The organism is Nostoc sp., assembly GCF_036917275.1.
Taxonomy (GTDB): Bacteria; Cyanobacteriota; Cyanobacteriia; order Cyanobacteriales; family Nostocaceae; genus Nostoc.
Map to the genome: position 1 here is coordinate 1 of NZ_JBALDF010000006.1, position 21,812 is coordinate 21,812.

General features: G+C 40.4%; 21 protein-coding genes and 2 pseudogenes. 11 read left to right on the plus strand and 12 right to left on the minus strand.

Translation table 11 applies throughout. The features are described 5' to 3' along the window. On the plus strand, positions 1 to 588 hold a 588-nt coding region (locus V7K35_RS01610; protein ID WP_335075826.1), incomplete at its 5' end, for a WD40 repeat domain-containing protein. 102 nt (positions 589 to 690) lie between these two features. On the opposite strand, the gene V7K35_RS01615 is transcribed toward V7K35_RS01610, so the two are convergent. Further along, a complete protein-coding gene (locus tag V7K35_RS01615; RefSeq protein ID WP_335075828.1) occupies positions 691 to 825 on the minus strand; it encodes a hypothetical protein in 135 nt (44 codons plus the stop codon). Between the two features lie 412 nt (positions 826 to 1,237). Here V7K35_RS01615 and V7K35_RS01620 point away from each other — a divergent pair, with 412 nt between their 5' ends. From V7K35_RS01620 to V7K35_RS01630, 3 genes are read left to right on the plus strand one after another with little or no spacing between them, the layout of a single operon-like run. Continuing rightward, complete coding sequence (locus V7K35_RS01620; protein WP_335075830.1) at positions 1,238 to 1,483, plus strand: DUF1902 domain-containing protein; 246 nt, start codon at positions 1,238 to 1,240, stop codon at positions 1,481 to 1,483. 34 nt (positions 1,484 to 1,517) lie between these two features. Then, the gene (locus V7K35_RS01625; protein ID WP_335075831.1) at positions 1,518 to 1,682 is read left to right on the plus strand and encodes a type II toxin-antitoxin system HicA family toxin; all 165 of its coding nucleotides are present in this window, start codon (positions 1,518 to 1,520) and stop codon (positions 1,680 to 1,682) included. A gap of 20 nt (positions 1,683 to 1,702) precedes the next feature. Further along, entirely contained in the window at positions 1,703 to 4,717 is a 3,015-nt protein-coding gene (locus tag V7K35_RS01630) for a UPF0182 family protein (protein WP_335075833.1), read from the plus strand. A 911-nt stretch (positions 4,718 to 5,628) separates the two neighbouring features. Here V7K35_RS01630 and V7K35_RS01635 read toward each other — a convergent pair. Both V7K35_RS01635 and V7K35_RS01640 read right to left on the minus strand, forming a co-directional pair. Further along, complete coding sequence (locus V7K35_RS01635) at positions 5,629 to 5,931, minus strand: hypothetical protein (protein WP_334793140.1); 303 nt, start codon at positions 5,929 to 5,931, stop codon at positions 5,629 to 5,631. A gap of 265 nt (positions 5,932 to 6,196) precedes the next feature. Next, positions 6,197 to 6,635, minus strand: a pseudogene (locus V7K35_RS01640) (glycoside hydrolase 100 family protein); the annotation flags it as partial. Positions 6,636 to 7,659: 1,024 nt separating this feature from the next. Between V7K35_RS01640 and V7K35_RS01645 the strand changes: the two are divergent. Both V7K35_RS01645 and V7K35_RS01650 read left to right on the plus strand, forming a co-directional pair. Then, positions 7,660 to 8,301 carry a hypothetical protein gene (locus V7K35_RS01645; RefSeq protein ID WP_334793139.1) on the plus strand — a complete coding sequence of 214 codons (642 nt, stop codon included), beginning with the start codon at positions 7,660 to 7,662 and terminating at the stop codon, positions 8,299 to 8,301. Between the two features lie 244 nt (positions 8,302 to 8,545). Continuing rightward, a complete protein-coding gene (locus V7K35_RS01650; protein WP_335075835.1) occupies positions 8,546 to 9,871 on the plus strand; it encodes a hypothetical protein in 1,326 nt (441 codons plus the stop codon). 129 nt (positions 9,872 to 10,000) lie between these two features. Here V7K35_RS01650 and V7K35_RS01655 read toward each other — a convergent pair whose 3' ends face one another. From V7K35_RS01655 to V7K35_RS01670, 4 genes are all read right to left on the minus strand, one after another. Then, positions 10,001 to 10,780, minus strand: a complete 780-nt coding sequence (locus V7K35_RS01655; RefSeq protein WP_335075837.1) for a superoxide dismutase — start codon at positions 10,778 to 10,780, stop codon at positions 10,001 to 10,003. A gap of 993 nt (positions 10,781 to 11,773) precedes the next feature. Beyond that, the gene (locus V7K35_RS01660; protein WP_335076185.1) at positions 11,774 to 12,208 is read right to left on the minus strand and encodes a hypothetical protein; all 435 of its coding nucleotides are present in this window, start codon (positions 12,206 to 12,208) and stop codon (positions 11,774 to 11,776) included. Between the two features lie 120 nt (positions 12,209 to 12,328). Then, positions 12,329 to 13,591, minus strand: a complete 1,263-nt coding sequence (locus V7K35_RS01665; RefSeq protein ID WP_335075838.1) for a sensor histidine kinase — start codon at positions 13,589 to 13,591, stop codon at positions 12,329 to 12,331. A 30-nt stretch (positions 13,592 to 13,621) separates the two neighbouring features. Then, a complete protein-coding gene (locus V7K35_RS01670) occupies positions 13,622 to 15,508 on the minus strand; it encodes an ATP-binding protein (protein ID WP_335075840.1) in 1,887 nt (628 codons plus the stop codon). Between the two features lie 278 nt (positions 15,509 to 15,786). Between V7K35_RS01670 and petN the strand changes: the two genes are divergently transcribed. The 4 genes and pseudogenes from petN to V7K35_RS01690 all read left to right on the plus strand — a co-directional run bounded on the left by petN (position 15,787) and on the right by V7K35_RS01690 (position 17,649). Next, positions 15,787 to 15,876 (plus strand): cytochrome b6-f complex subunit PetN, encoded by a 90-nt coding sequence (gene petN / locus V7K35_RS01675; protein ID WP_012408302.1) that lies wholly within the window; start codon positions 15,787 to 15,789, stop codon positions 15,874 to 15,876. Between the two features lie 4 nt (positions 15,877 to 15,880). Further along, positions 15,881 to 16,045, plus strand: a complete 165-nt coding sequence (locus V7K35_RS01680) for a hypothetical protein (protein WP_298909391.1) — start codon at positions 15,881 to 15,883, stop codon at positions 16,043 to 16,045. Between the two features lie 219 nt (positions 16,046 to 16,264). After that, a pseudogene (locus V7K35_RS01685) lies at positions 16,265 to 16,651 on the plus strand (GAF domain-containing protein); the annotation flags it as partial. 242 nt (positions 16,652 to 16,893) lie between these two features. Continuing rightward, positions 16,894 to 17,649 carry a hypothetical protein gene (locus tag V7K35_RS01690; protein ID WP_335075842.1) on the plus strand — a complete coding sequence of 252 codons (756 nt, stop codon included), beginning with the start codon at positions 16,894 to 16,896 and terminating at the stop codon, positions 17,647 to 17,649. A 105-nt stretch (positions 17,650 to 17,754) separates the two neighbouring features. Here the strand turns inward: V7K35_RS01690 and V7K35_RS01695 are convergent, their stop codons facing one another. The 4 genes from V7K35_RS01695 to V7K35_RS01710 all read right to left on the minus strand — a co-directional run bounded on the left by V7K35_RS01695 (position 17,755) and on the right by V7K35_RS01710 (position 18,786). Next, complete coding sequence (locus V7K35_RS01695; protein WP_335075844.1) at positions 17,755 to 17,907, minus strand: hypothetical protein; 153 nt, start codon at positions 17,905 to 17,907, stop codon at positions 17,755 to 17,757. 99 nt (positions 17,908 to 18,006) lie between these two features. Further along, positions 18,007 to 18,306 (minus strand): type II toxin-antitoxin system RelE/ParE family toxin, encoded by a 300-nt coding sequence (locus V7K35_RS01700; protein ID WP_335075846.1) that lies wholly within the window; start codon positions 18,304 to 18,306, stop codon positions 18,007 to 18,009. Continuing rightward, positions 18,303 to 18,557: a type II toxin-antitoxin system ParD family antitoxin gene (locus V7K35_RS01705; RefSeq protein WP_335075848.1), complete on the minus strand. Its 255-nt coding sequence runs from the start codon at positions 18,555 to 18,557 to the stop codon at positions 18,303 to 18,305. Before V7K35_RS01705 ends, V7K35_RS01700 begins: the two co-directional genes overlap by 4 nt. 88 nt (positions 18,558 to 18,645) lie before the next feature. Beyond that, complete coding sequence (locus V7K35_RS01710; protein WP_335075851.1) at positions 18,646 to 18,786, minus strand: hypothetical protein; 141 nt, start codon at positions 18,784 to 18,786, stop codon at positions 18,646 to 18,648. An 89-nt stretch (positions 18,787 to 18,875) separates the two neighbouring features. On the opposite strand from V7K35_RS01710, the gene V7K35_RS01715 reads away from it, so the two are divergent. Then, positions 18,876 to 19,649 carry a DUF3800 domain-containing protein gene (locus tag V7K35_RS01715; RefSeq protein ID WP_335076187.1) on the plus strand — a complete coding sequence of 258 codons (774 nt, stop codon included), beginning with the start codon at positions 18,876 to 18,878 and terminating at the stop codon, positions 19,647 to 19,649. A 243-nt stretch (positions 19,650 to 19,892) separates the two neighbouring features. Here V7K35_RS01715 and V7K35_RS01720 read toward each other — a convergent pair whose 3' ends face one another. After that, on the minus strand, positions 19,893 to 21,725 hold the full coding sequence (locus tag V7K35_RS01720) for a pentapeptide repeat-containing protein (protein WP_335075853.1): 1,833 nt from the start codon (positions 21,723 to 21,725) through the stop codon (positions 19,893 to 19,895). Between the last annotated feature and the right edge of the window lie 87 nt (positions 21,726 to 21,812).

Below are 21,812 nucleotides of genomic sequence, written 5' to 3' on the forward strand. Positions count from 1 at the left end.
AAAGAAATTACCACTCTGAGTGGGCATAGTAATACGGTCTTCAGCGTCGTCTTCAGCCCGGATGGCAAAACTTTAGCTTCCGCCAGTGCTGACAAGACAATCAAATTGTGGAATCTCGACACGCGCAAAGAAATTACCACTCTGAGTGGGCATAGCAATTATGTCAACAGCGTCGTCTTCAGCCCGGATGGCAAAACTTTAGCTTCCGCCAGTGGTGACAACACAATCAAATTGTGGAATCTCGACACGCGCAAAGAAATTACCACTCTGAGTGGGCATAGCAATTATGTCAACAGCGTCGTCTTCAGCCCGGATGGCAAAACTTTAGCTTCCGCCAGTGGTGACAACACAATCAAATTGTGGAATCTCGACACGCGCAAAGAAATTACCACTCTGAGTGGGCATAGCAATTATGTCAACAGCGTCGTCTTCAGCCCGGATGGCAAAACTTTAGCTTCCGCCAGTAGTGACAAGACAATCAAATTGTGGAATCTGAATCTTGATGATTTATTAGCGCAGGGTTGCAGTTGGCTTAAGGATTATTTGGCTAGCCATCCGAATGCGGTTAAGGTGTGTCCAAGGCAGTAGGGAGAGGGGAAGCAGGGGGGCACAGGAGCAGAGGAGCAGGGGTGTAGGTGATGAATGCCGCAGCTACGCCCGTCGTTAACATCGCTTGCTATAATACTAAGCTTAAATGTAGAGGGTAAGGCGTAGGCATAGCCCGTCGTAGACATCGCTTGGTAAATTAGAAATGCGATCCAAGTTCGGAGCATGAACTTCCGAGTTCTGAGCATGAACGGCCGAGTTCTGAGCATGAACAGCCAAGTTCCGAGCATGAACTTCCGAATTCCGAGCACAAACTTCCGAGTTCCGAGCACAAACTTCCGAATTCCGAGCACGAACTTCTAAGTTCTGAACACGAACTTCCGAGTTTCGAGCATAAACGGCCGAGTTCTAAGCACGAACAGCCAAGTTCTAAGCACAAACTTCCGAGTTCTAAGCACGAACTACGTCATAAATATGAATTCGCGTTATAGCGGTTCCCATTCAGATGCAGTACAACGTTACATCACGAGGTGTAGGGGCACGGCAATGCCGTGCCCCTACGGGTGTACTCAGGTAAACGATAATTGCTATAGCGTAGCCCGTCATTGACATAGCTTAATATCTAATAATACGTCTACGTTTACCCTGAGAACTCGAATATTCTAAACTGGAACTACGTTGTAAGCACTCGATGATGGCACAAATCACATTTAAAGTTGAAGCATTTTGGGATTCAGATGCAGAAGTTTGGGTAGCAACTAGTGATGACGTACCTGGATTGATAACAAAAGCTTCTACGATTGAGGTTCTAACGCAAAAGCTGCGAGAAATAATTCCAGACCTGATCATTCTTAACAAAATTGTCCCTCCTGATGTGGGTTCTATCACCTTTGAGTTAACCAGCCATCGACAAGAGTTGATTAAGGTGGCTTCATAGATGGGTGCGTCGTTAAATCTTGAGTTGAATAAAGATGCTTTCAGAAGTTAGGTGCTACTTTGAACAGCAAGGCAAAGGAGATCATGAAATTTGGTACAGTCCAATTACAGATCGTCGGTTTGTTATAGACGGAACCATCAAATCACGCCATACCGCCAACGGAGTTTTGAAACAAGCTGGACTTCCCAAAGCCTTTTAGGGGGGTAAAATTACATATCAATGTATTGGAAATGGAGCTTTAGACTATTAATTATATTCTTGGGGCTGTGGCTACTCTTGGATCTGGGTTCCCGACTGGGAGCAGAGATTTTTTGGTTTCAGGAAGTCGGCTATCTCCAAGTATTTCTGCTAAGGGTGGTGACTCGTGGTATTTTGTGGGTAGTGGTGGCTGGGATAACTGCTGCCTATCTACTGCTAAATCTGGCTCTAGCACAACGGCTAAAATATCCTCAGTCTTTGAAGATTGAGGAAGTCAGGCGTAAGGAAGCAGAACTGGGCAGTGCATTAACAAATTTTCTCAGTCCTGATTATCCAAGACGCAACCAAACCCGGACACTTGCGCCACAACTTTTTCAACCATTGAGATTGCGCTGGTTATTACCCCTAACTCTGGTATTGAGCTTGTTGATCGGGTTGATCCTGGCTCACTATAGTAAAATTGCTCTTTTCTACTGGCATTCTCCAGTTAATAACGCTAGTCTAGCCATTCCCGCCCTATTTCGACCAGAGATAATCTGGCAACTCTTGAGGCAAATTGTCTCTCAAGTCTGGTATCTCGGTTTAATTGTGGGAGTAGCGATCGCAATCTTAATTTATCCCCAATTTTTACTCACTGCGATCGCAGTTTTGTTCAGTCCCATTTTTGCCTTCATCCTGTTTCAACACTGGCCAAAGGTGCTGCAATATTTCCACCCCACCCTTTTCAACAGCACTGAGCCTTTATTTGGTCAAGATATCAGCTTTTACATATTTTCCTTACCCTTTTGGGAACTGCTAGAACTCTGGCTGATGGGATTATGTTTGTATGGCTTTGTCGCCGTTACTCTCACTTATCTCCTGTCAGGGGACAGTTTGAGTCAGGGAATTTTCCCTGGTTTTTCACCCCAGCAGCAGCGTCATTTATCCGGTATGGGTGGCTTATTAATGCTGGTAGCAGCTCTGAGTTATTGGCAAAGTCGCTATGAACTGGTGTATTCTACCCGTGGAGTCAGTTATGGTGCCAGCTATACGGATGTGACAGCCCAGTTGCCAGCTTACACCGTCTTGTGCATCCTGGCAGTAGCGATCGCCTTTTACCTCCTTTGGCGAACGTTTTTCTGGAAACCTAAATCTCAGTATCGTCCCTTGGTGTTTTACGGGTTAGGGGTATATTTAGTTCTAGTTGTAGCAGCTGAGGTTGTTCTACCGACTGTGGTGCAATATTTAATTGTCCAACCTAATGAGTTGCAACGAGAGCAACCCTACATTCAGCGGACTATCGCCTTGACTCGCCAAGCATTCGATTTAGAAGCGATCGATGCTAGAACCTTCAACCCGCAAGGAACATTGACTGAAGCTGATATTCAAAAGAATGACTTGACAATTCGCAATATTCGCCTGTGGGATGAGCGGCCACTGTTAGAAACCAACCGTCAGCTGCAACAAATTCGCCCCTACTATCGGTTCCCCGATGCCGATATTGACCGCTACATTCTCAAAACCGATGTCAGCCAACCATCAGCCTCCCAAAAGCTACCAGAACCAGTTGAACCAGCAGAACGGCAGCAGGTACTGATTGCTGCACGAGAATTAGACTACAGTGCTGTACCACAGGAAGCTCAAACATGGGTTAACCGCCGTTTAATTTATACCCACGGTTTTGGATTTACTATTAACCCAGTTAATATAGTTGGGCCAGGTGGGCTTCCAGAATATTTTGTCAAAGATATTAGCGGTGATAGTAGCGCCCTCACAACTTCTAATCAAGCCATTCGTGACAGTATTCCCATTGGTCAACCCCGGATTTATTACGGGGAGATTACTAATACTTATGTGATGACAGGCACAAGAGCTAGAGAGCTAGACTACCCTAGTGGTAGCGACAATGTTTATAACTATTACGATGGTCTGGGTGGCGTTGAAATCGGTTCAGCATGGCGACGCTGGCTATTTGCGATGTATTTGAAAGATTGGCAGATGGTGCTGACGCAGGACTTTTTGCCAAATACAAAGGTGCTACTTCGACGAAATGTCAAGCAAAGAATTGAAGCGATCGCCCCGTTTTTGAAATTTGACAGCGACCCCTATTTAGTAGCTGCTACTGCTAATCAAGATTTCCCAAGTAATCCCAGTTATCTTTACTGGATTGTTGATGCCTACACGACGAGCGATCGCTATCCTTACTCAGACACAGGTAGCGATGGGATCAATTACATTCGCAATTCTATCAAAGTAGTGATTGATGCTTATCACGGCACTGTTAAGTTTTACATTGCCGATCCAAGCGATCCGATCATTGCCACTTGGTCAGCGATATTTCCCAAAATGTTCAAACCGCTCAGTACAATGCCAGTCAATCTCCGCAGTCATACCCGGTATCCAGTGGACTTTTTCAAAATTCAATCTGAGCGGTTGATGACCTACCACATGACCGATCCCCAGGTATTTTACAATCGGGAAGACCAGTGGCAAATTCCCAACGAAATCTATGGCAGTGAACCCCGTCCAGTAGAGCCGTACTATTTGATTACTAGTCTACCGAATGTAACCTTTGTTGGTGCAGCCTCTCGTAGAGAAGAATTTATCCTGCTTCTACCCTATACTCCCAAACAACGGACTAATTTAATCGCTTGGTTAGCGGCGCGATCGGATGGCAATAACTACGGTAGGCTGGTGCTATATGTCTTTCCTAAGGAACGCCTGATTTACGGGCCAGAGCAAATCGAGGCGCGGATTAACCAAGACCCAGTAATTTCCCAGCAAATTTCCCTCTGGAATCGCCAGGGGTCGAGAGCCATTCAAGGTAATCTACTAGTAATTCCCATTGAGCAATCGCTGCTGTATGTCGAGCCAATCTATCTAGAAGCCAAACAGAACAGTCTGCCAACTTTGGTGCGGGTAGTCGTGGCTTACGAAAACCGGATTGTCATGGCACAAACATTAGAACAAGCATTGCAGGGAATTTTTAAACCAGAAGTTACATCAGCCCCTGCGATTATCCGTCCAGTAGAGGAAGCAGCCCCGTCAGGTCAGTGATCTAAATAATTACTCATTTCACCCAGTTATCGGGTGCAAAACTAATTAACTTTTGGGTAGTGACATCTGCGGGTTTTGCGATCGGAGTGTAGATGCACTTATTTATATAGGACTTACGCACACTCTACGATTCTTGGCGTTCTTGGCGTCTTGGCGGTTCGATAAATTAAGCTTTTTGGCAATTTTTGCGTAAGTCTTATTATAACTAGTACACCACGGCGGAATGTTCAAGACCGAATGGCACTAAGAAAAGCCGAAAAGCTTGTGTAACCTTGTTCCCACTCTTCAGACTGGGAACGAGTTCCAAGAGGCTCTGCCTCTCGTTAACAAAGAGGAGGCGGAGCCTCTCACAATGGTTTCCCAGCCTGGAGGCTCTTAACGAGGCAACACAAGACTTTGGACTTATCTTAGTGCCATTCGTTCAAGACCAGATAACACTTGCTGAAAATTTGAAGCTGCTGCTGGGCGTGCGGTTCTATACTTTTAAGCGTTAGCGTAGCTTACCGTAGATATCGCTCTGTACTGGTTCAATTCTTGCGATCGCTTGCTGTAATCGCGCTTGTTCTTCATCCACTTTTAGGCGTTAGCGTAGCTTACCGTAGGTATCGCGATTAAGTAAAAACTACCAATTGCATACACCAGAGGGGTTGCCAGAGGGGTTGCCAAAAGCATCGTCTAATAGAACTATCACACAAGCTTTGAACTTAGTAAGTCAGTGATTTGGACAAGCCATCCCACAGGGCGATCGCCGAAGCACATCAATGACTAGAAATCTCGGCTTACACCCAAATCTTAGCGGGGTTAAAATCCAAAAATGACTTGATTCAGATTTTCTGTGAGAAACTCTCGTCAGTTATATAATAAAACTGGCGAGAGATTAGTAAATATTTTCTGTGTTATCTAAGTATTAGTTATTTCACCAATAATGGTAATTCCGAGCTAGGATTATCCTTGATACTACTTATACAAAAATTAATGTGGGAGCGGATAGCTCGCTCATAAACTCCAGTCTGCTGAGTGCGTACCCCTACAGCTTGATATATTAAATTAACTTCTGGGAATTCAGACCAATACATCAAAAAAATGTCTTTAGCTGGAGTAATAATTTCATAATTATTCTCCTGTCTTTTCTTTCTGAGTTTACAATTATTTAGTTGTAATTTTTCTCGGAATAGTTTTTCAAATTCTGGAATTAAATCTGAAGTAATTTTCATGGTTGATACACGTTAAAACGTGTTAATTATGCAAAGACTATCTGATGATATTAGTAAGTATGACACTTCAGATACCTCTTACAATATAGTGTATCAGTTATCCGGTATTTGAGAATTTTAAGTTACTTTTACGTACTCCTTTGGAAAAGCAAGCTACGCGTAGCGTCTCCAAGAGTTGCGGTACTAGTTAGCAGAGGCATCCTGTATAACTACAACGGCTAGATCATATTCGGGGTAGAAGCCCTGCCTGTGGGGCATTCAGTACCTACAGGCTACAGCCTGGACCTTCAAGACCCTCTGCAAAGCTGATTAATTCCAAATACTCTGGATTTTCTAGGAACTTTTTAGCAGCCAGCAATTGGGCAATGCTCCAAGTTTGATAAATTCTGGCTTCTTTGCCAATCAAACGACCATTGTGGCCATCGTAGCATTCTGGGAATTTATCGCTTAAATAAACGCCTTTCGGCAATAGCGATCGCAGCTTGGGCAAGTTCTGTTCGATCTGTTTTCTGTGTCGCAGCAGCAAAAAACCACAGTAAAACAGCCCAGTTACCGCCGTTGTGATCAGACCAAGCGCTATTTTTAGAGTCACATCCTGTAACAATCCTCCACTCTAAACCTTCCAAAGCTGGAAAGCAAATTTTAACAGGCATGTAGCCAATCAAGTCTTGCCAACGTTGGGCAAATAAATTCATAATGCTATTGGCTCGCACGGGCAAAAGAACGCTAGTAATTGGCGATGTGCCTTGGGTGCATCAGTTATTGACAGCTTACGTTAGCAAACTATTTTCCCTTAGTTATGGCATTGCTTCTTTAGAGGTACACGGAGCCAATCCTCTTTTTTCACTTTCTTGAGAAAATAATTGCAAATAAGCAACGAAACAAAGACTCTAAGCATGAAAGAGCCTCTAAAGTTCAGACAATCAGACTTATCCAGCAATAAGAATATATTATTTATCCGTATAATTATTAAAAAAAAAATTATTTAATACAGTAGATTCCTCATTTAAGATCAAGAGTACTAAATTTTTAAACACTAGTGATGTATAAGTAAATTGATTTTGAATTTCAGCTATTTGCCATGAAATTTAATGAAGAGGTGGTTACAATTTACGGTGTACAACTTTGACAACTGTCCACAATAGTGTTGCATGTCTCAAGCTCATGGTAATATTATTTTATTATCAGGAGATATTATTTTATACATCAAGTTATAACCATGCTGAAACAGCTAGTTAGGTGTGCTACCTCCAGAAAACAAAAAATTATTCAATCCACCCAGGAAACCACCAAAAGCGCCAAAGCACAAGGCACAGAGCTTTTGGAAATCTGCTTAGATAAGGCACTAAATAGCTAACAAAGCCCTTGTTTAGGAATCATGATAGCCGGCTAAGAAGGTATAAAAGCCTCTTAACAATGGCAACAAATTAACAAGAAGAAATAAAAAATTTTGACACAATGTCAATTGTTTTTTGTATATGTAAAAATATCAAAAAGCCCAATTTGTCTTAACAATAAGACATTAATATTGTGTGTTTTATTTAGATATTTATTCTCTTTGTGCTTAGTCACCTATATATAAAAGTTCTATTTGATTGGTGAAAACTTAAGCTACCCTCGACCAAATGAGGAAAACCTTAAATTCAGCAAATGATTTAGGACTGCTAGATCAATTCTGATTTAGTAACAACTCGATTATTAACAACGTAAAAGAGTAACAGGAAAAATATGAATATCATTGTTCGTTTATTTGGAGCGATCGCTCTCCAAATATCTGCGTTTACTGCGATGTCTAGTATGGCAATGTCTGATAACAAGCCCCTGCCTATCTATACCCAGGAGGCTCCTGCTGTTTCTCAACGGAAAACAACGCAGAGGATTTGCTCTTTAGATCCCATTGAGGATTTATTACCTCCACCACAAACCAAAGCAAGTAATTCTTTGCTTTCTTACCTTGCTGAACAGGGTTTTACACAGAATCAAGAGGGTTCTTGGGTCTGTTATGCGAACGATCCTAAAAAAGAAGGGCGTTACTTTACTCTGTTTAAAGTTAAACAAGTTGATGGCAGGCTCATAGCAAGTTCTTTCCTAGATGAGGGTAGTCTGATTCAGGGGCAGGAAAATCGTAGCTTGAACTTCTTTATGATGCTGATTGAGCGTCATATGAATACTACTCAAGAGAACCGTCAAGGTATACGTAGGTATTTAGAAGCCTTCGTTTCCTTAGTAAAGCAAGGGAAGATCAAACCCACACGTCGTGGGTTTCTTTTCGATCAACCAAACCGGGGATTGGTCTTATATCACACACTCTCATCAGGAAATCTCAAAGGTACCGGAATCACGCTCAATATTTCTTTACCTAAGAGTTGAACTGGGGAGTGAAATGGGTATAGATGGGGATTCAAACCTCACCCAACTCGGAAAAAATTTTCTCCCAATCCTCAATCCCTAATCTTTAGTTACCAAGGATAAGAACGCTGTTCACAGACTTGATGAGTCTGCGGTATTGGTGTGACCCGTTGAATTTACGGAGCTATTTATATCGACTTCTCACGGACTGAAAGAGGGACGTGAACAACCAATGAAATTGCTGTCATTTAGTGGAGGTGCATCTATGTCTAAATCAATTGTTCAGAGAATTGAGATGCTGTTCGCGGAGCGTCTCGTAGAGAAGACGGTTCGCTTGGCGACCATCGCATTCTCATCTGTTGCAGTAGTACTCACTACGTGTCAGTCTGCTTTTGCACAGCTCAATATTGGACGCTATGGTATCCAACAAGGACTGGAGTCTGAGTATCTCCAGTACCAAATCAATAACCAGAATCTGAGCCAGATGCGAGTTATTCCTGGATGTGATGTGGGATTTGGTCTGACCTGCAATAAAACTGGATCGGTAATCCAACGATTAGTAGAGTTAAACGACGGGACTAGCTATCAAAACCTCTTGATCCGAGCAGCTGGTGGGGAGAAAAACTTTCAGAATTTCGCTAGCTTTTACGGTAACAATCCTAATCTCTCTGCGGTGCCTTACGCCTCATTTTGGAGAAACCAATCCCCCGCAATCATGGATAGTTCTCAATACCTTCTTGGACAACCTGTTGGTCGCAATCCAGTAGAAGGACTCGGACTTGTAACCAAGCAGTTCTACTGGTCCCCATACTCAGGAGCCAATAACTCGGTCAGCCTCCGTAGTGGATTACTAGACTTGAAGTTGTCATACGGCCGACTGCTCTTTGAGGAAGCCTCAAAAATTTCCAACATTAAGGAACAGATTCAGTCTCTAGGTCTGTCGCCAGAGATGACGAATTTCTATTTAAATAAAATCTCAACAGGCTTGGATGCATTGAGTTCTGGAAATTCAAACCAACTCCAACAGAAGATTTTTGAAGTACTATCCTTTCCATACTCCGAAGATGGTGGGGAACTCGGACGCCCCAATAACGCGATTCCACAAGAATTTAGTCAGATTTTGGGAGAAGATGTCCCAGGAGATATTTTACTAAGTGACAATCCACTAGCGTTGGAGGGAGAAGCTATGGGACTCGATACTTTCCCTGACGCTATGGGAGATGTTTTGGTACAAGACAGTTCTAATTCCTTTCCACTCTGGCCAATAATCGGAATTGGCGGTCTTGCTTTAATTCTGCTTATACTACTAAATGGGGATAGTTCTTCAGCTCAAGCATCTGTTTCTTCAGGAAATACACCTACACCTTTGTCTCTCACGAGCAAAGGCGAATGTGATTTGACTCCCAGTGGTAATGGTTCTGATCACACACAGATCATTGAAGTTCCATGTAATGTTACTCCTAAAACCCCTACGGAAGTGAAGAAGGTAGTGGAGCCATCAATGATCAAAGCGCTTGTATTGCTAATTGTTCTACTATGCATAGTCCGTTACAAACACCGCTCTTTAAAAATCCGTAATTATGTTACATAAGGGGATTTATACCCCACCTCAAACAAAGCTACCTCTATAGGTAGCTTTGTACAGATTTCTATAAGCGGTTTGATGTTCTTGATAGTGTTGCTAACGAGGTTGTTGTGATAAAAGTTGCGTTAGCAAAGCTTACCGAAGGTATCGCCTGTTAATCTGTGGCCAATTCACCACATTCCACCAATTAGTCAAATACTCAGCCCGACGGTTGCGATATTTCAGGTAATAAGCGTGCTCCCATAGATCATTACCCATAATCGGATATAAACCGTCCGTAATCGGGTTATCCTGATTTGCTGTGGTCACGATCTGGAGTTGATTTTGAGGATTGCGTACTAACCAAACCCAACCACTACCAAAGCGAGCCGTACCCGCTGCGTTAAACTGTTTTTTAAAAGCATCAAAACTGCCAAAAGTTTGGTTAATTTCTTGAGCGATCGCTCCCGATGGTTGTCCACCACCTTCGGGACTCATAAGTTGCCAAAAAATCGTGTGGTTGAGGTGACCACCACCGTTATTACGTACCTTTGTCCGAATATCTTCAGGTACGCTGTTCAAATCCAATAGTAAAGCTTCAACACTTCTTTTTTGCAAATCTGGATACTGCTTCAATGCATCATTTAAGTTCTTGACGTAGCTAGCATGGTGCGCGTCATGATGCAATTTCATTGTTTCAGCATCAATAGCTTTTCCTAGTGCCCCGTAAGCATAAGGCAATGGTGGTAGCTGTGCGGGGAAAGCACTTAGTGCCCTATTAGGATAAGCTACAGAGGAAAATGACCTAGCAACCGTTGGTGTTGGTATAGAAGATTGTGCCTCAGCTATTAGTACTGGCTTATAATAAATTACCAAAATTGTCAGCACAATTGTTGTGAAGAAAAAAACTATCGTTTCTCGCCAAAACCTGATCATAAATTGTAGCCTCAAAATCAATATTATTTGGCTTGTAATCTAATCATGTACTGTTGTTTTACAGCCCAATCAAGCCAATTATATATCTTACCTTAGTTGTCAAGTAATTCCAGCGAAAATACTCAAGATAATAGAATTAATCACAGCCAATGCATGGGGTCACTTAACGCACTTCAAAAGCCCCATCTTCAGCGAAAAAGCTCTACTAAATGCAACAAAATAATTGCATTCACAACTTTTGTAATAAATATAACTTAAAAATGACATAGCTTTAATGCCTAGAAACTTTTAAGAATATCTCTAAATACACTGTAACAACATGCAAATATCTAGTTATAAGTCCATTATCTAATTTATTTTCTTAGGTATATAACTTAAAATTACAAGCAAAGCTCTTGATAGATATAGCTGAAGTTTTATTTTGCTAAACCTATAATTGAAACCTTGTCAACATGAAAAATTGAGATCCTGACAACTGGATTGTGATTTTTATTTAATTAAAGTACAGATAAACCTAATCTATAAATACCTTTAATTTTCCATACTTTTTGATATTTATATTTCTAATAAGGGCGATTTTAAAATTTTAAAGACTCATATATAATCAAGTTTTATTTATAAATTTATGCTAAATTTTATTTTTTTAAGATTATATTTAAAAATAAAGAGTTTTGTCAACACAATAGCACAGCACGTAGCCTCCAAATCGACTATCAGATAATAGTGGGATATTTTCGTTTTCATATTAAATAATAGAGATTCAAAAGTAGTATCAATAATTATTTTTACGTATTTTTTAACCTTACACAATGAGTATTTGCAAATCAGTTATAATATACATGCTACAAAGTTGCAATGCTTATAGTTTTTTTCAATCTATTTGAACCACAACCTCCTGTAGTGACGCACATTTGTGCGCTCCTATTATGCTGACAAGACAAATTTTCTAGCCATGTTTTTACTTCACTAAATAATAACTTAAGGAAAGAGAATTTAGATTGATGAAAAAGGTTTAACCCAACGGAGTTGAATAGCGATATTAACAGCGATCGCAGCTATTCCAAACCACAATACACTTTCAAAAGCCAATACAAAAAAAGGCCAAATTGTGCTCTTATAATTCCACCCAAGTTCTATCTGAGTTAATCCCCGCACCAAGCCAAAGGCCAGCACACCACCGGCTTTGAGTTGGGGATTTTTATCAGAGCGAATGATATAGCGGTAGGTGACACCAAATAGGAAACCAGTAAAACTTGCAACTGCACCACTCACCCACAAGTGCCAGTTAAGATCACTTTGCAGAGATGCGAGTGTCTGAAAATACTTTACCAGTACTAAAGTATTCAACAGACTAGCAATTGCAAAAGCGAAACACACAGATAATCCCCCAATTATTCCAGCTTTGAGGGATTCTAGGCGTTCTGCCATTAATTGAGAATTTAAAATTGCGTTCACTCTATATAGAAATTAGGGATTGGCTATTGGGAAAATTCTTTCCCAGTCTTCGTATAATAAATGCTAGAGCAGTTTTTTAATTAAATGCTGCTCTCATGTGGGAATTTTGATAATAAACTCGGTTCCCACACCAGGTTGAGAATTCACATCTAATATACCTTCGTGTTTCTCTACAACTATTTCATAGGCGATCGCCAAGCCAAGTCCAGTACCTTTACCAACGGGTTTTGTGGTAAACAACGGTTCAAACAAGCGTTTTTTAAGTCGTTCAGGAATACCAATCCCATTGTCAGCAATCCGAATTACAATCAATTCTTCAAAATCTATTTCTGTTGCAATGTTAATCTGAGGAATTAGATTGCTCATTTTGCCTTGTGTTATAGCTTCATCAACAGCATCAACTGCATTTGCCAGAATATTCATAAATACTTGATTCATCAGCCCAATATAGCACTTTACCTGTGGTAATACTCCATAATTTTTAATAACTTCAATGCGGGGACGAGCGCCATTAGCCTTGAAGCGGTGTTGCAAAATCATTAGCGTACTATCTAGTCCTTGGTGCAAATCAGCAGATATTTTGGTATCCCTATCCGAGCGACAGAAGTTGCGAAGTGAATTAGAAATGTTCCGAATTCGTTCACTTCCTAGCTGGAGTGAGTTCAAGATTTTTCCCATATCTTCGAGAACGAAGTTCAGATCCAAGTCCTCAATAGCAGTAGTAATTTTGGCTGTTGGGTTTGGATACTCTTGTTCATACAGTAGGAGCAACTCGGTTACTGCTGCAATGTATCCTTGCAAGGGTGAAATATTACTAGAAATAAAGTTGATGGGGTTGTTGATTTCATGTCCAATACCAGCAATTAACTCTCCAAGTGTCGATAACTTCTCTTGCTGAACCAGCTTGACTTGGGCTTTTTGCAAAGCCTTGGTGCGATCGCTGACTTGTTGTTCCAAAGATTCAGTCAATTGTTTGAGTTGTAAATGCACGCGCACTCTAGAAATGACTTCCTCTTGTGCAAACGGTTTGGGTATATAGTCTACTGCACCAAGGGAAAATCCCTTCGTTTTACTCTCCGTATCCGCTAAGGCAGTGGTGAAAATAATTGGGATATTTTGGGTAATAGGATTTGCTTTGAGGCGACAACAAGTTTCAAATCCGTCAATACCCGGCATTTGTACATCCAGCAAAATTAACTCTGGTTGATTGCGTTCAGCTTGGGCGATCGCACTTTCTCCATCGACTGCAACACGGAAACGAAAACCCTCACTATTGAGCGCTTCACACAGGACAGATAAATTTGTCGGATTATCATCCACAATTAAAATAAATCCGTTATTTTGGGTTTTTTTCATGATTGATTTAAAAGTAAATTTCGACTCCAATTAGTTGAGATATTGTTGAATAAAACTTTCCAAACGTTTTAGTTGAAAATTACTAGCAAGCTGGACGATTTGCTGGGTAAAAATGCTTAATTGCTCATCAGCTACCGAAAGTTGTTGAGTTATTTCTAAAATGCTTTGAATATCACCGTCTTGTGCCAGTTCGAGTAACTGTTGTAAAACCTCTTTGGCAGGACAAATTATCTCATTAGGTTGATCCGAACTAGCTGTATAGATTTTTTTAATTGCGTCTACCTTACCGTCAAAAATCCATTCTATTTGCAAAAATTGCCGCAACATTTCTAGAAGCGTTTCGGCTTCTACAGGCTTTGGTAGAAATACATTTGCACCTACATCAATACTCTTATGCTGGTCGATTGCAAACACACTTGCTGACGAAGCGATGATCGCAATCTCTTTAAATTGCTCAGACTCACGCAAACGATTTATCAACTCAAATCCATTTAATATAGGCATCACTAGGTCAGTGATAATCAAGTCTGGTTTGTGGGTTAGAGCCTGTTCCCATCCTTCCTCGCCCTGACTAGCTTCTACGACAGTAAACCCAACTGGCTCTAGTAAATTTACAATTACTGATCGGTTTTCCCATCTGTCATCCGCAATCAAAATGGTGCGCCTTTGTCCTTGATAATCAATAATGGTTCCCTGTTCAACCACTCTGGAAACCTTTGCCCAGTCTTTAGATTCTGGTAATTTTGCCTCAAACCAGAAAGTGCTACCTTTACCAAATTCACTTTCTACCTGAATTTTACCACCGAGCAACAAAACAATTTTTTGGCTGATTGCTAATCCCAAGCCTGTACCTTCAGATTGTTGTTTTTGATTTCCCACTTGCTCAAAGGGCTGGAAGATTTTCTCGGCTTGTTCAGGGGTTATACCCGTGCCGGTATCTATTATTTGAAAGCGAATTTTGTAGTTAGTCTGTCCATTGGCATTTGATTCTTGGCTAACGACCTGAACTTTGAAGGTGACACTACCTTGATGAGTAAATTTAATGGCATTACCAAGCAAGTTAATCAGTACTTGTCGTAAACGTTTTTCATCAGCATGAATGCCCGTTGGCAAATCAGGATCGAGTTCGACGTGAAATGCGATCACCTTTTGTTCTGCCCGGATGCGGCAAATTTCAGTCACGCTATCTATAAAGGCAGGCAAATAAAAATCAACAGGATGCAATTCTAGTTTGCGGGCTTCTATCTTGGAGAGATCCAAAACATCATTAATTAGAGTTAGTAAATGGGAACCGCATTGATAAATAATGCCAACTCCTTTGCGTCCTTTTTCGGTCAAAGATTCTGTGCGTTGGAGAATTTGTGTAAAGCCCAGGATACCATTCAGGGGTGTGCGTAGTTCATGACTCATATTGGCAAGAAATTCACTCTTGGCTTGACTGGAGTTTTGAGCGACTTCCTCTGCAAAGCGTAGTTGTTTCTCGATGCGCTTACGTTCGACAATTTCAGTTGAAAGCACTCGATTGATAGCTTCTAACTGGGCTGGGCTGGGTAGTGTCAAAGCTTGAGGTATGAGATAAAATAGCGCAAATGCCGTATATATCGAAATAATGGCAGTTAAAGCTTTTAAAGCACCTGCAATCCAATAGTCTGGATGCCAAAGCGTCCAAATGTCCATCAAGTGTCCAGTACCGCAGGCAATGATAAAAGCACCAAATAACAAAAAGACTCCATTGAAAGGAACGTCTTTGCGCTTGGAAATAAAGTAAATTAGTAGGAAGGGAATAGAATAATAGGCAAGAGCGATCGTGGCATCAGAAATAATGTGGAGCCAAACTAATCCAGTTTGCCAAAGATAACAATGTCCGTGGGGAATAAAACCGTTAGACTGGAAAAGATAGTTGAAAAATGTCGGCATAATACTAGGGGTTGCTGGATTTGAAATATAGACCCATAACCTTAGTATTCCCAAACCATTAAGGACAAAAGCGCGATCGCTACTTTTTTATATTAGTTTTTCTGATTACGTAAAGTCCTAGCGTATAAATAAAAGATGGTGTCTGGTTTGCGGCAGCTACGCTCGTCGCAGACATCGCCCGCAAAACTTACAATGTCATTGATAAAAAAATCTCAGCCTGCCCTTTACCAGTATGATAAATATTAGAAACTTTTTGTAATTATTTGAAAAGTGGGACTATGGAGATTTTGACACTAGGTTGGGTATCACTTTTAGTTGTGTTTACTTGGTCAATTGCAATGGTAGTCTGGGGACGTAACGGACTGTAGAGGCATGGTAGAAAGTCCATTTTTGAGTATTTTGGCTTTATTTGCTGTAGTGCTGCTCGTAGTAGTCACTGGTGGTATTGGTTATTTAACCCTGGCAGATTGGCGCGATCGCCGTCGCCGAGATGAAGAAAAACGCACCAGCCGCAGCGCCACTCCCAAGCGGCGATAATTTTCTCGTGGTTGAAAAATGTTTTGTAGGGACACGATATTATCGTGTCCCTACACTGTTTTTTATAGGATTCAGAAGAAATAACTGTTACCTTTGCGATCGCTAGGGGAATCATGATATAGAAGACTTTCAATATTTAAAGTCCTACTGGGAATGGAAAACTCCTCTACTACTCAACCCATAGAACCAAATTCAGAACAGTAAGAATCTCATTCAGATATGACATTCTCCCTGCATCAGAATGAGCAACAAAAAGCCTTGTCTGGAGTTATTGCCCGCATTCGCGAGTCTCTAGACATAGACGCCATCTTTAAAATTACAGTCACTGAAGTGCGCCAACTTCTGAAAACTGATCGGGTTAGTGTATTTCGTTTTTATCCTGATTTAGGATGGGAAGGGGAATTTATCCATGAAGATGTGGGAGCAGAATGGGGCTCGGCACTAGCAGCCAAACTGCGTGACCACTGCTTTGCTACTGAGTTTACTGGACTATATCAGCAAGGTCGGATTAAAGCAATGGCTGATATATATCAAGCTAGTATCATTGATTGTCACATCCAGATGCTAGAAAGATTCCAAGTACGTGCCAATATAGCTGTACACTTATGCTACAATCAGCCCCTAGCTTCGAGAACAGCTACTCTTGTAGGAAAGCTTACAGAAAAAATGAATACTACTTGTTGTTGGGCTTTCACTAAAGGTATGAAAGGTTTGATTCCTATTAATATACACAATTTTAGATAGATTTACATAGTGCATAAGTCTTACTTAAGAATGAGGGCAATTCCGCAGAGTCTTTATAAAGTGATACCTGTACATCTATTTAATTTTGTTACGGAAATTACACCATGAGTTCTCAACAAAAATCCAGTAGTAAACAAGGGGAGACTGCTGCCAAGAAAGAAAGCACAGCAGCTAAAAAAGTTGATAAAGCTGATAACTTGGATTTAGATTCACTTCTTTCTGCACTAGAAGGAGACTTGACTGCTCTTGATAGCGAAACTGCTACTGGCTTAATCGATGAGTGGTATACTTATTTACACAAAGCTAAAGAGCCAGAAATTAAAGAAATTGCCGATAACCTCAAGCAACTCAAGCAACTAGTGAAAAGTGGTAAAGCCACAGGTCATGAAATTGGTGAAGTGCTAACTGAAATTGGTGAGCAAACAGGTAATGTTGCTTCTGATACTGATAAGGAACTAAAAACTCCGCTACAGAAGTTGGGTAAGCAACTTCGCAATATAGGTGTTTCACTAGGTAAGGGGGAAGACCGCGAACAGATTGAACACATAGAATCAGTAATAGAAACCCTTGAAGCAGACTTGACTAAAATTGAACCGGAGGCGGCGCAAGGTGCGATTGATACGTGGTACACCTTATTGCATAAGTCTGAAAACGAGAATCTCCAAGAAGTTGCTAATGGACTTAAGGAACTTAAGCAACTCTTGAAGCGCAAAACCGCCAAAGGTGCTGACTTTGCCGAGGTGCTGACAAAATTGGGCGAACAAACTCAACAAGCTGCAACTGAAGCCCCAAGGGGATTTAAGGGGCCAATTCAAAGATTGGGTAAGCTTTTAAGTAAGGCTGGCAAGTCATTGGATTAATTTTAAAGTCTGTTTAATTACCGATAATAAAAGCACCTCATTTCACTTTGGCTGAGGCTAATGTGAAGTGGGGTGTTTTGTATAACATCACTACGTTTTCGCGTCTTACAACTGGTTTATCTCAGTTACCTGATTATTTATTAACGAACCATAAACAGACTGAGACACAAAGGAAGAAGAGGCGATCGCACGGTGGTCTTTTGCTGGCGATGCCTTCTCTACGAGAGGCTTGTCTGCGACACGCTGCGCGAACGCCAACGGCAGGCTTTCCTGCGGAACGCTGCGCGAACTGCCTACGCTTTTTTTAAAGAACTCCAGAGGCGCAGAGAAGCCAGTACAGTTAGATTATAGCTATTTCTACTCTAATTCTAAAAACAGTGATTCCAAATCTCTATATCCACTGATGACACGGGCAATATCAATTCCATCTTCTCTGGGATAGTAGAAGATGATATATTCTTCAATATTAAATCCCCGTAGATTCGCAGATAATTGCTCATAACTTTTCCCCATGTTGGGAAATCCAGCAACTAATTTGCATTTCTGGCGAATTGTATCAAAAAGTTTACTAGCAGCACTGGGACTATCCTGGGCAATATACTCACAAATAGTATTTAAATCTTTGACGGCTTCATCAGAAAAAGAGTAGTTACTCATTTTTGAGACTTAGCAATTTGATTTATTTTTTCTTGTAGTTGAGCAAATACTATCTCACCATCTGTAACATCTTCTCTAGCAATTTGTTCTTTTCCAATCACTATTTTTTGCCGGAGTTCTTCCAAACGTTGTTCTCGTACTTGTAGCAATTTGAATGCTTCGTTCATCACTTCTTCTGCATTAGCATATCTCCCAGCTTGAATTTGGGATTGAATAAACTGCTCATGCTCAGGTTTGAGGGAAATATCCATTGTAAATAACCTTACTAACTTCACTGTATTCAAATTTTATCGCTAATTGACTTGACGAACGAATACGGCTCTGTTTTCAACTGAAAGATTAATGCGATCGCAGGAGATTTTGCAGGCGATCGCACGGTGGAGTTTTGCAGGCGATCGCCTTTTTTAACGAACCGCCAAGACGCCAAGAACGCCAAGGAAGAATAGAAGAGGCGATTGCTTTTTTATAATTTAGTAACATAAATATGTAATGCTAAGAGAAAATTTAATTTATTTAAATAAAATATTCTGCCAAGGGATAAAATAGATGAAGGTGAATTTGCTATATACATTGATGATTCTGGAAGTCCAAAGCCAGACCCTAAAGACCAATATCCCTTCTTTGCTATGGGTGGCGTTTTAATCAAAAGGAACGATGAGCAAATAATTAAACAATTAGTATCAGAGTTTAAAAGTCGCTGGTTTATTCCTCAAGAACAACCCTTGCATGGTAATGAAATACGATCTCGCAAAAAAGGCTTTGCTTGGTTAGGTAAGCTTCAAAAACCAGAGCAAGATAGATTTTTGGAAGACTTGACACTTACTATTATTAGTTGTCCAATAATTGTTCATGCCTGCATAGTGTCTCGTCAAGGATATCTCAATCGTTATCTTGAAAAGTATGGTGAGGAAACCTGGGAGATGATGAGAAGTGCATTCTCTATTGTAATTGAACGTAGTGCCAAGTATGCTGGGATGAATAATGGTAGTCTAATGGTTTATTTTGAAGCCGCAGGAAGAAACGAAGATACTTTACTTAAGCAATACTTTCATGATTTAAGAGCAAAAGGACATCCTTTTGATACTAATAGATCGGATAAATATTCACCTTTATCTGCTGAAGATTTATCAAACACACTACGTGGAATAGACAGTAAGAGGAAGGCAAACGCAATTATGCAGATTGCTGATTTATGTTTGTATCCCATCGTTCGTAGCAAAGACAATCCTGACAACCAAGCATTTTTGTCCCTCAAGAATGCTAATCTACTTGTCGATTGTCGCTTGACACAGAATCAGATTAATACATTAGGAATTAAGTACTATTGCTTTGACAACCCATAAAAACAACAAAACCGCCTTGTTAGCGGTTTGTGATGCGGCAGTCATACGACTACCCCTAGGCTGTGCCTAATTAGTATAATATCTTCTAACTTGCTGATTGTCAACTCAGAATCACTTAATGGAAATTTGGAGGTGCGATCGCTCTTTTTAACGAACCACAGAGGTTCAGAGAAAATAAAGGAAGAAGAGAGCGATCGCACTGTGAGATTTAGCGATCGCTCTTTTGATCAAATGCATCAAAGTCTAATCGTGAGTTGTACCATCTGGCATAATAGCACCTGTGAGATTTGCATCTTTTAAATTTGCACCACTGAGATTTGCGTCTTTAAGGTTGGCTTTTTCTAAATTGGCTTTATTGAAATTAGCCCCCCTCAAATCTGCTGATGATAGATTTGCCTCAGTTAAATTTTCTTCGGCTAGTCCAGCTGCACAAAGATTAGCTTCACTCAAATTTGCATTATTAAGCTTTGCATACTCAAAAATTGCACCCATAAAATTCACACAACTTAAGTCAGCATCAATGAGAATTGTGTATTTCAATTTGGCTTGTGTCAAATTTGATTTACTCAATTCAGCAGCACTTAAATTCGTATTTTCTAAGTTTGCCAGTACCAAGTTTGCAGTATTCAGGTTTGCAGCAGTTAAGTTAGCAGTAGAAAGATTTGCCTGTGTTAAATTTACTCCAATCATATTCGCTTGAATTAATTTTGTTTTGGTCAAGTTTGCCTTAGCTAATATTGCTCCTTGCAAGTTAGCTACACTCAAGTTTGTACCTTCTAAATTTGCCTCACTCAAGTTTGCACCTTCTAAATTTGCCCCAGTTAAATTCACATTACTCAACTTAGCACCAGCCAAGTCAGCATTCTGTAGTGATGCACCAGAAATAATCAAATAAGCGCCAGTTTTAGACGGGTCAAATCCTTTGGGGAATATAGTTCTCAGGTCATAATAGCTATGTTGAAGATTTAATCCCTCAATATTTGCTTCTTCAAGATTCGCACCCAATAAATTTGCATATCTTAAATCGGCATTACTCAAGTCTACGCTTAACAATTGAACATTCTCCAAATTCGCTCTACGGAGGTAGGCTTTACTTAAATTTGCTCCATCAAGCTTTGTCTGTTGGGATAAATCAACGTAACTGAGATTTGCTCCGCTTAAGTTGGCTTGAGTAAAGTCTGTATACTTTAGATTTGCTCTGGTAAGATTGGCATTTTTTAAAGTTGCCTGTTGTAGATTGACAGCATGTAAATTTGCTCTGCTTAGGTCTGTATCATCAAGATTTGCTTCTTTTAGGTATCCTCCGGAGTCCTTAAGATTTAAACCACATAGATGCGCTTCCGTCAATTTTGCACCTTTTAGATTGAGTGATCGCCATTTCACACTACTGAGATTAGCTCCACTCAGGTTGGCTTGGCTCAGATTGACTTCGCTATACAACGATGTTCCACTCAAATTGACTCCAGCCAGATTAATTCCGTTAAAGTCCTTTTGTCCTGCATTATACAGTCTCCAAAATTCTTCTGCATCAATAGGGAAGTTAGGGCTGTCTTCCTCTGCTGCATAAATTTTGCTAACTAACCACATTATTCTGTCAATCTGAAATTCTAAATCATTGAGAACAGTGCTATTTTCTGTCTCTTGCTCAACTACATCAATTTCATTTTCTTGCTCACTTTCAGCAATATCAACATTTCCAGGATTAGTAATTGGGTTTTCCAAATTCGTTTGACTTTCTTGCTGCTCAACCCTTTCAAGAAACTGATTTACTACTTCAGTATCATCTAAATTCGCTTTGTTAATTGATACGTCACTATTATCCAAATCTTCACTAATATTAGACAGATGATTGAGGGACTTTTGTAATTCGGCGAAATGTACATTTAATTGTGCGATATCTTGTTGTATAATTTCAATTTGCTGTAATTCAGTCCTATTGTTAAATTCTTGTTTAAAGTCATCAAAATACTGTTTTAGCCAAGCAATATTTTTTCGTCGGAGATCCTGTTCCAGTTCTAAGTGTGAAATCCGTGATGCCAAAGATTCTAAAGTTAGTTCTGAGTTAGGGCTATTCATAAATTTATCGCTAACTATATTGCGTTTATATTTATAAATTGCCCAATTTCAAGCTTAAATTAACAATTAACACTCACAGTTTTTACG

Coding starts and splice junctions, on each gene's coding strand:
- V7K35_RS01620 (WP_335075830.1), top strand. CDS start 1,238: ATGATGGCACAAATCACATTTAAAGTTGAAGCATTTTGGGATTCAGAT.
- V7K35_RS01625 (WP_335075831.1), top strand. CDS start 1,518: ATGCTTTCAGAAGTTAGGTGCTACTTTGAACAGCAAGGCAAAGGAGAT.
- V7K35_RS01630 (WP_335075833.1), top strand. CDS start 1,703: ATGTATTGGAAATGGAGCTTTAGACTATTAATTATATTCTTGGGGCTG.
- V7K35_RS01635 (WP_334793140.1), bottom strand. CDS start 5,931: ATGAAAATTACTTCAGATTTAATTCCAGAATTTGAAAAACTATTCCGA.
- V7K35_RS01645 (WP_334793139.1), top strand. CDS start 7,660: ATGAATATCATTGTTCGTTTATTTGGAGCGATCGCTCTCCAAATATCT.
- V7K35_RS01650 (WP_335075835.1), top strand. CDS start 8,546: ATGTCTAAATCAATTGTTCAGAGAATTGAGATGCTGTTCGCGGAGCGT.
- V7K35_RS01655 (WP_335075837.1), bottom strand. CDS start 10,780: ATGATCAGGTTTTGGCGAGAAACGATAGTTTTTTTCTTCACAACAATT.
- V7K35_RS01660 (WP_335076185.1), bottom strand. CDS start 12,208: ATGGCAGAACGCCTAGAATCCCTCAAAGCTGGAATAATTGGGGGATTA.
- V7K35_RS01665 (WP_335075838.1), bottom strand. CDS start 13,591: ATGAAAAAAACCCAAAATAACGGATTTATTTTAATTGTGGATGATAAT.
- V7K35_RS01670 (WP_335075840.1), bottom strand. CDS start 15,508: ATGCCGACATTTTTCAACTATCTTTTCCAGTCTAACGGTTTTATTCCC.
- petN (WP_012408302.1), top strand. CDS start 15,787: ATGGAGATTTTGACACTAGGTTGGGTATCACTTTTAGTTGTGTTTACT.
- V7K35_RS01680 (WP_298909391.1), top strand. CDS start 15,881: ATGGTAGAAAGTCCATTTTTGAGTATTTTGGCTTTATTTGCTGTAGTG.
- V7K35_RS01690 (WP_335075842.1), top strand. CDS start 16,894: ATGAGTTCTCAACAAAAATCCAGTAGTAAACAAGGGGAGACTGCTGCC.
- V7K35_RS01700 (WP_335075846.1), bottom strand. CDS start 18,306: ATGAGTAACTACTCTTTTTCTGATGAAGCCGTCAAAGATTTAAATACT.
- V7K35_RS01705 (WP_335075848.1), bottom strand. CDS start 18,557: ATGGATATTTCCCTCAAACCTGAGCATGAGCAGTTTATTCAATCCCAA.
- V7K35_RS01710 (WP_335075851.1), bottom strand. CDS start 18,786: ATGTTACTAAATTATAAAAAAGCAATCGCCTCTTCTATTCTTCCTTGG.
- V7K35_RS01720 (WP_335075853.1), bottom strand. CDS start 21,725: ATGAATAGCCCTAACTCAGAACTAACTTTAGAATCTTTGGCATCACGG.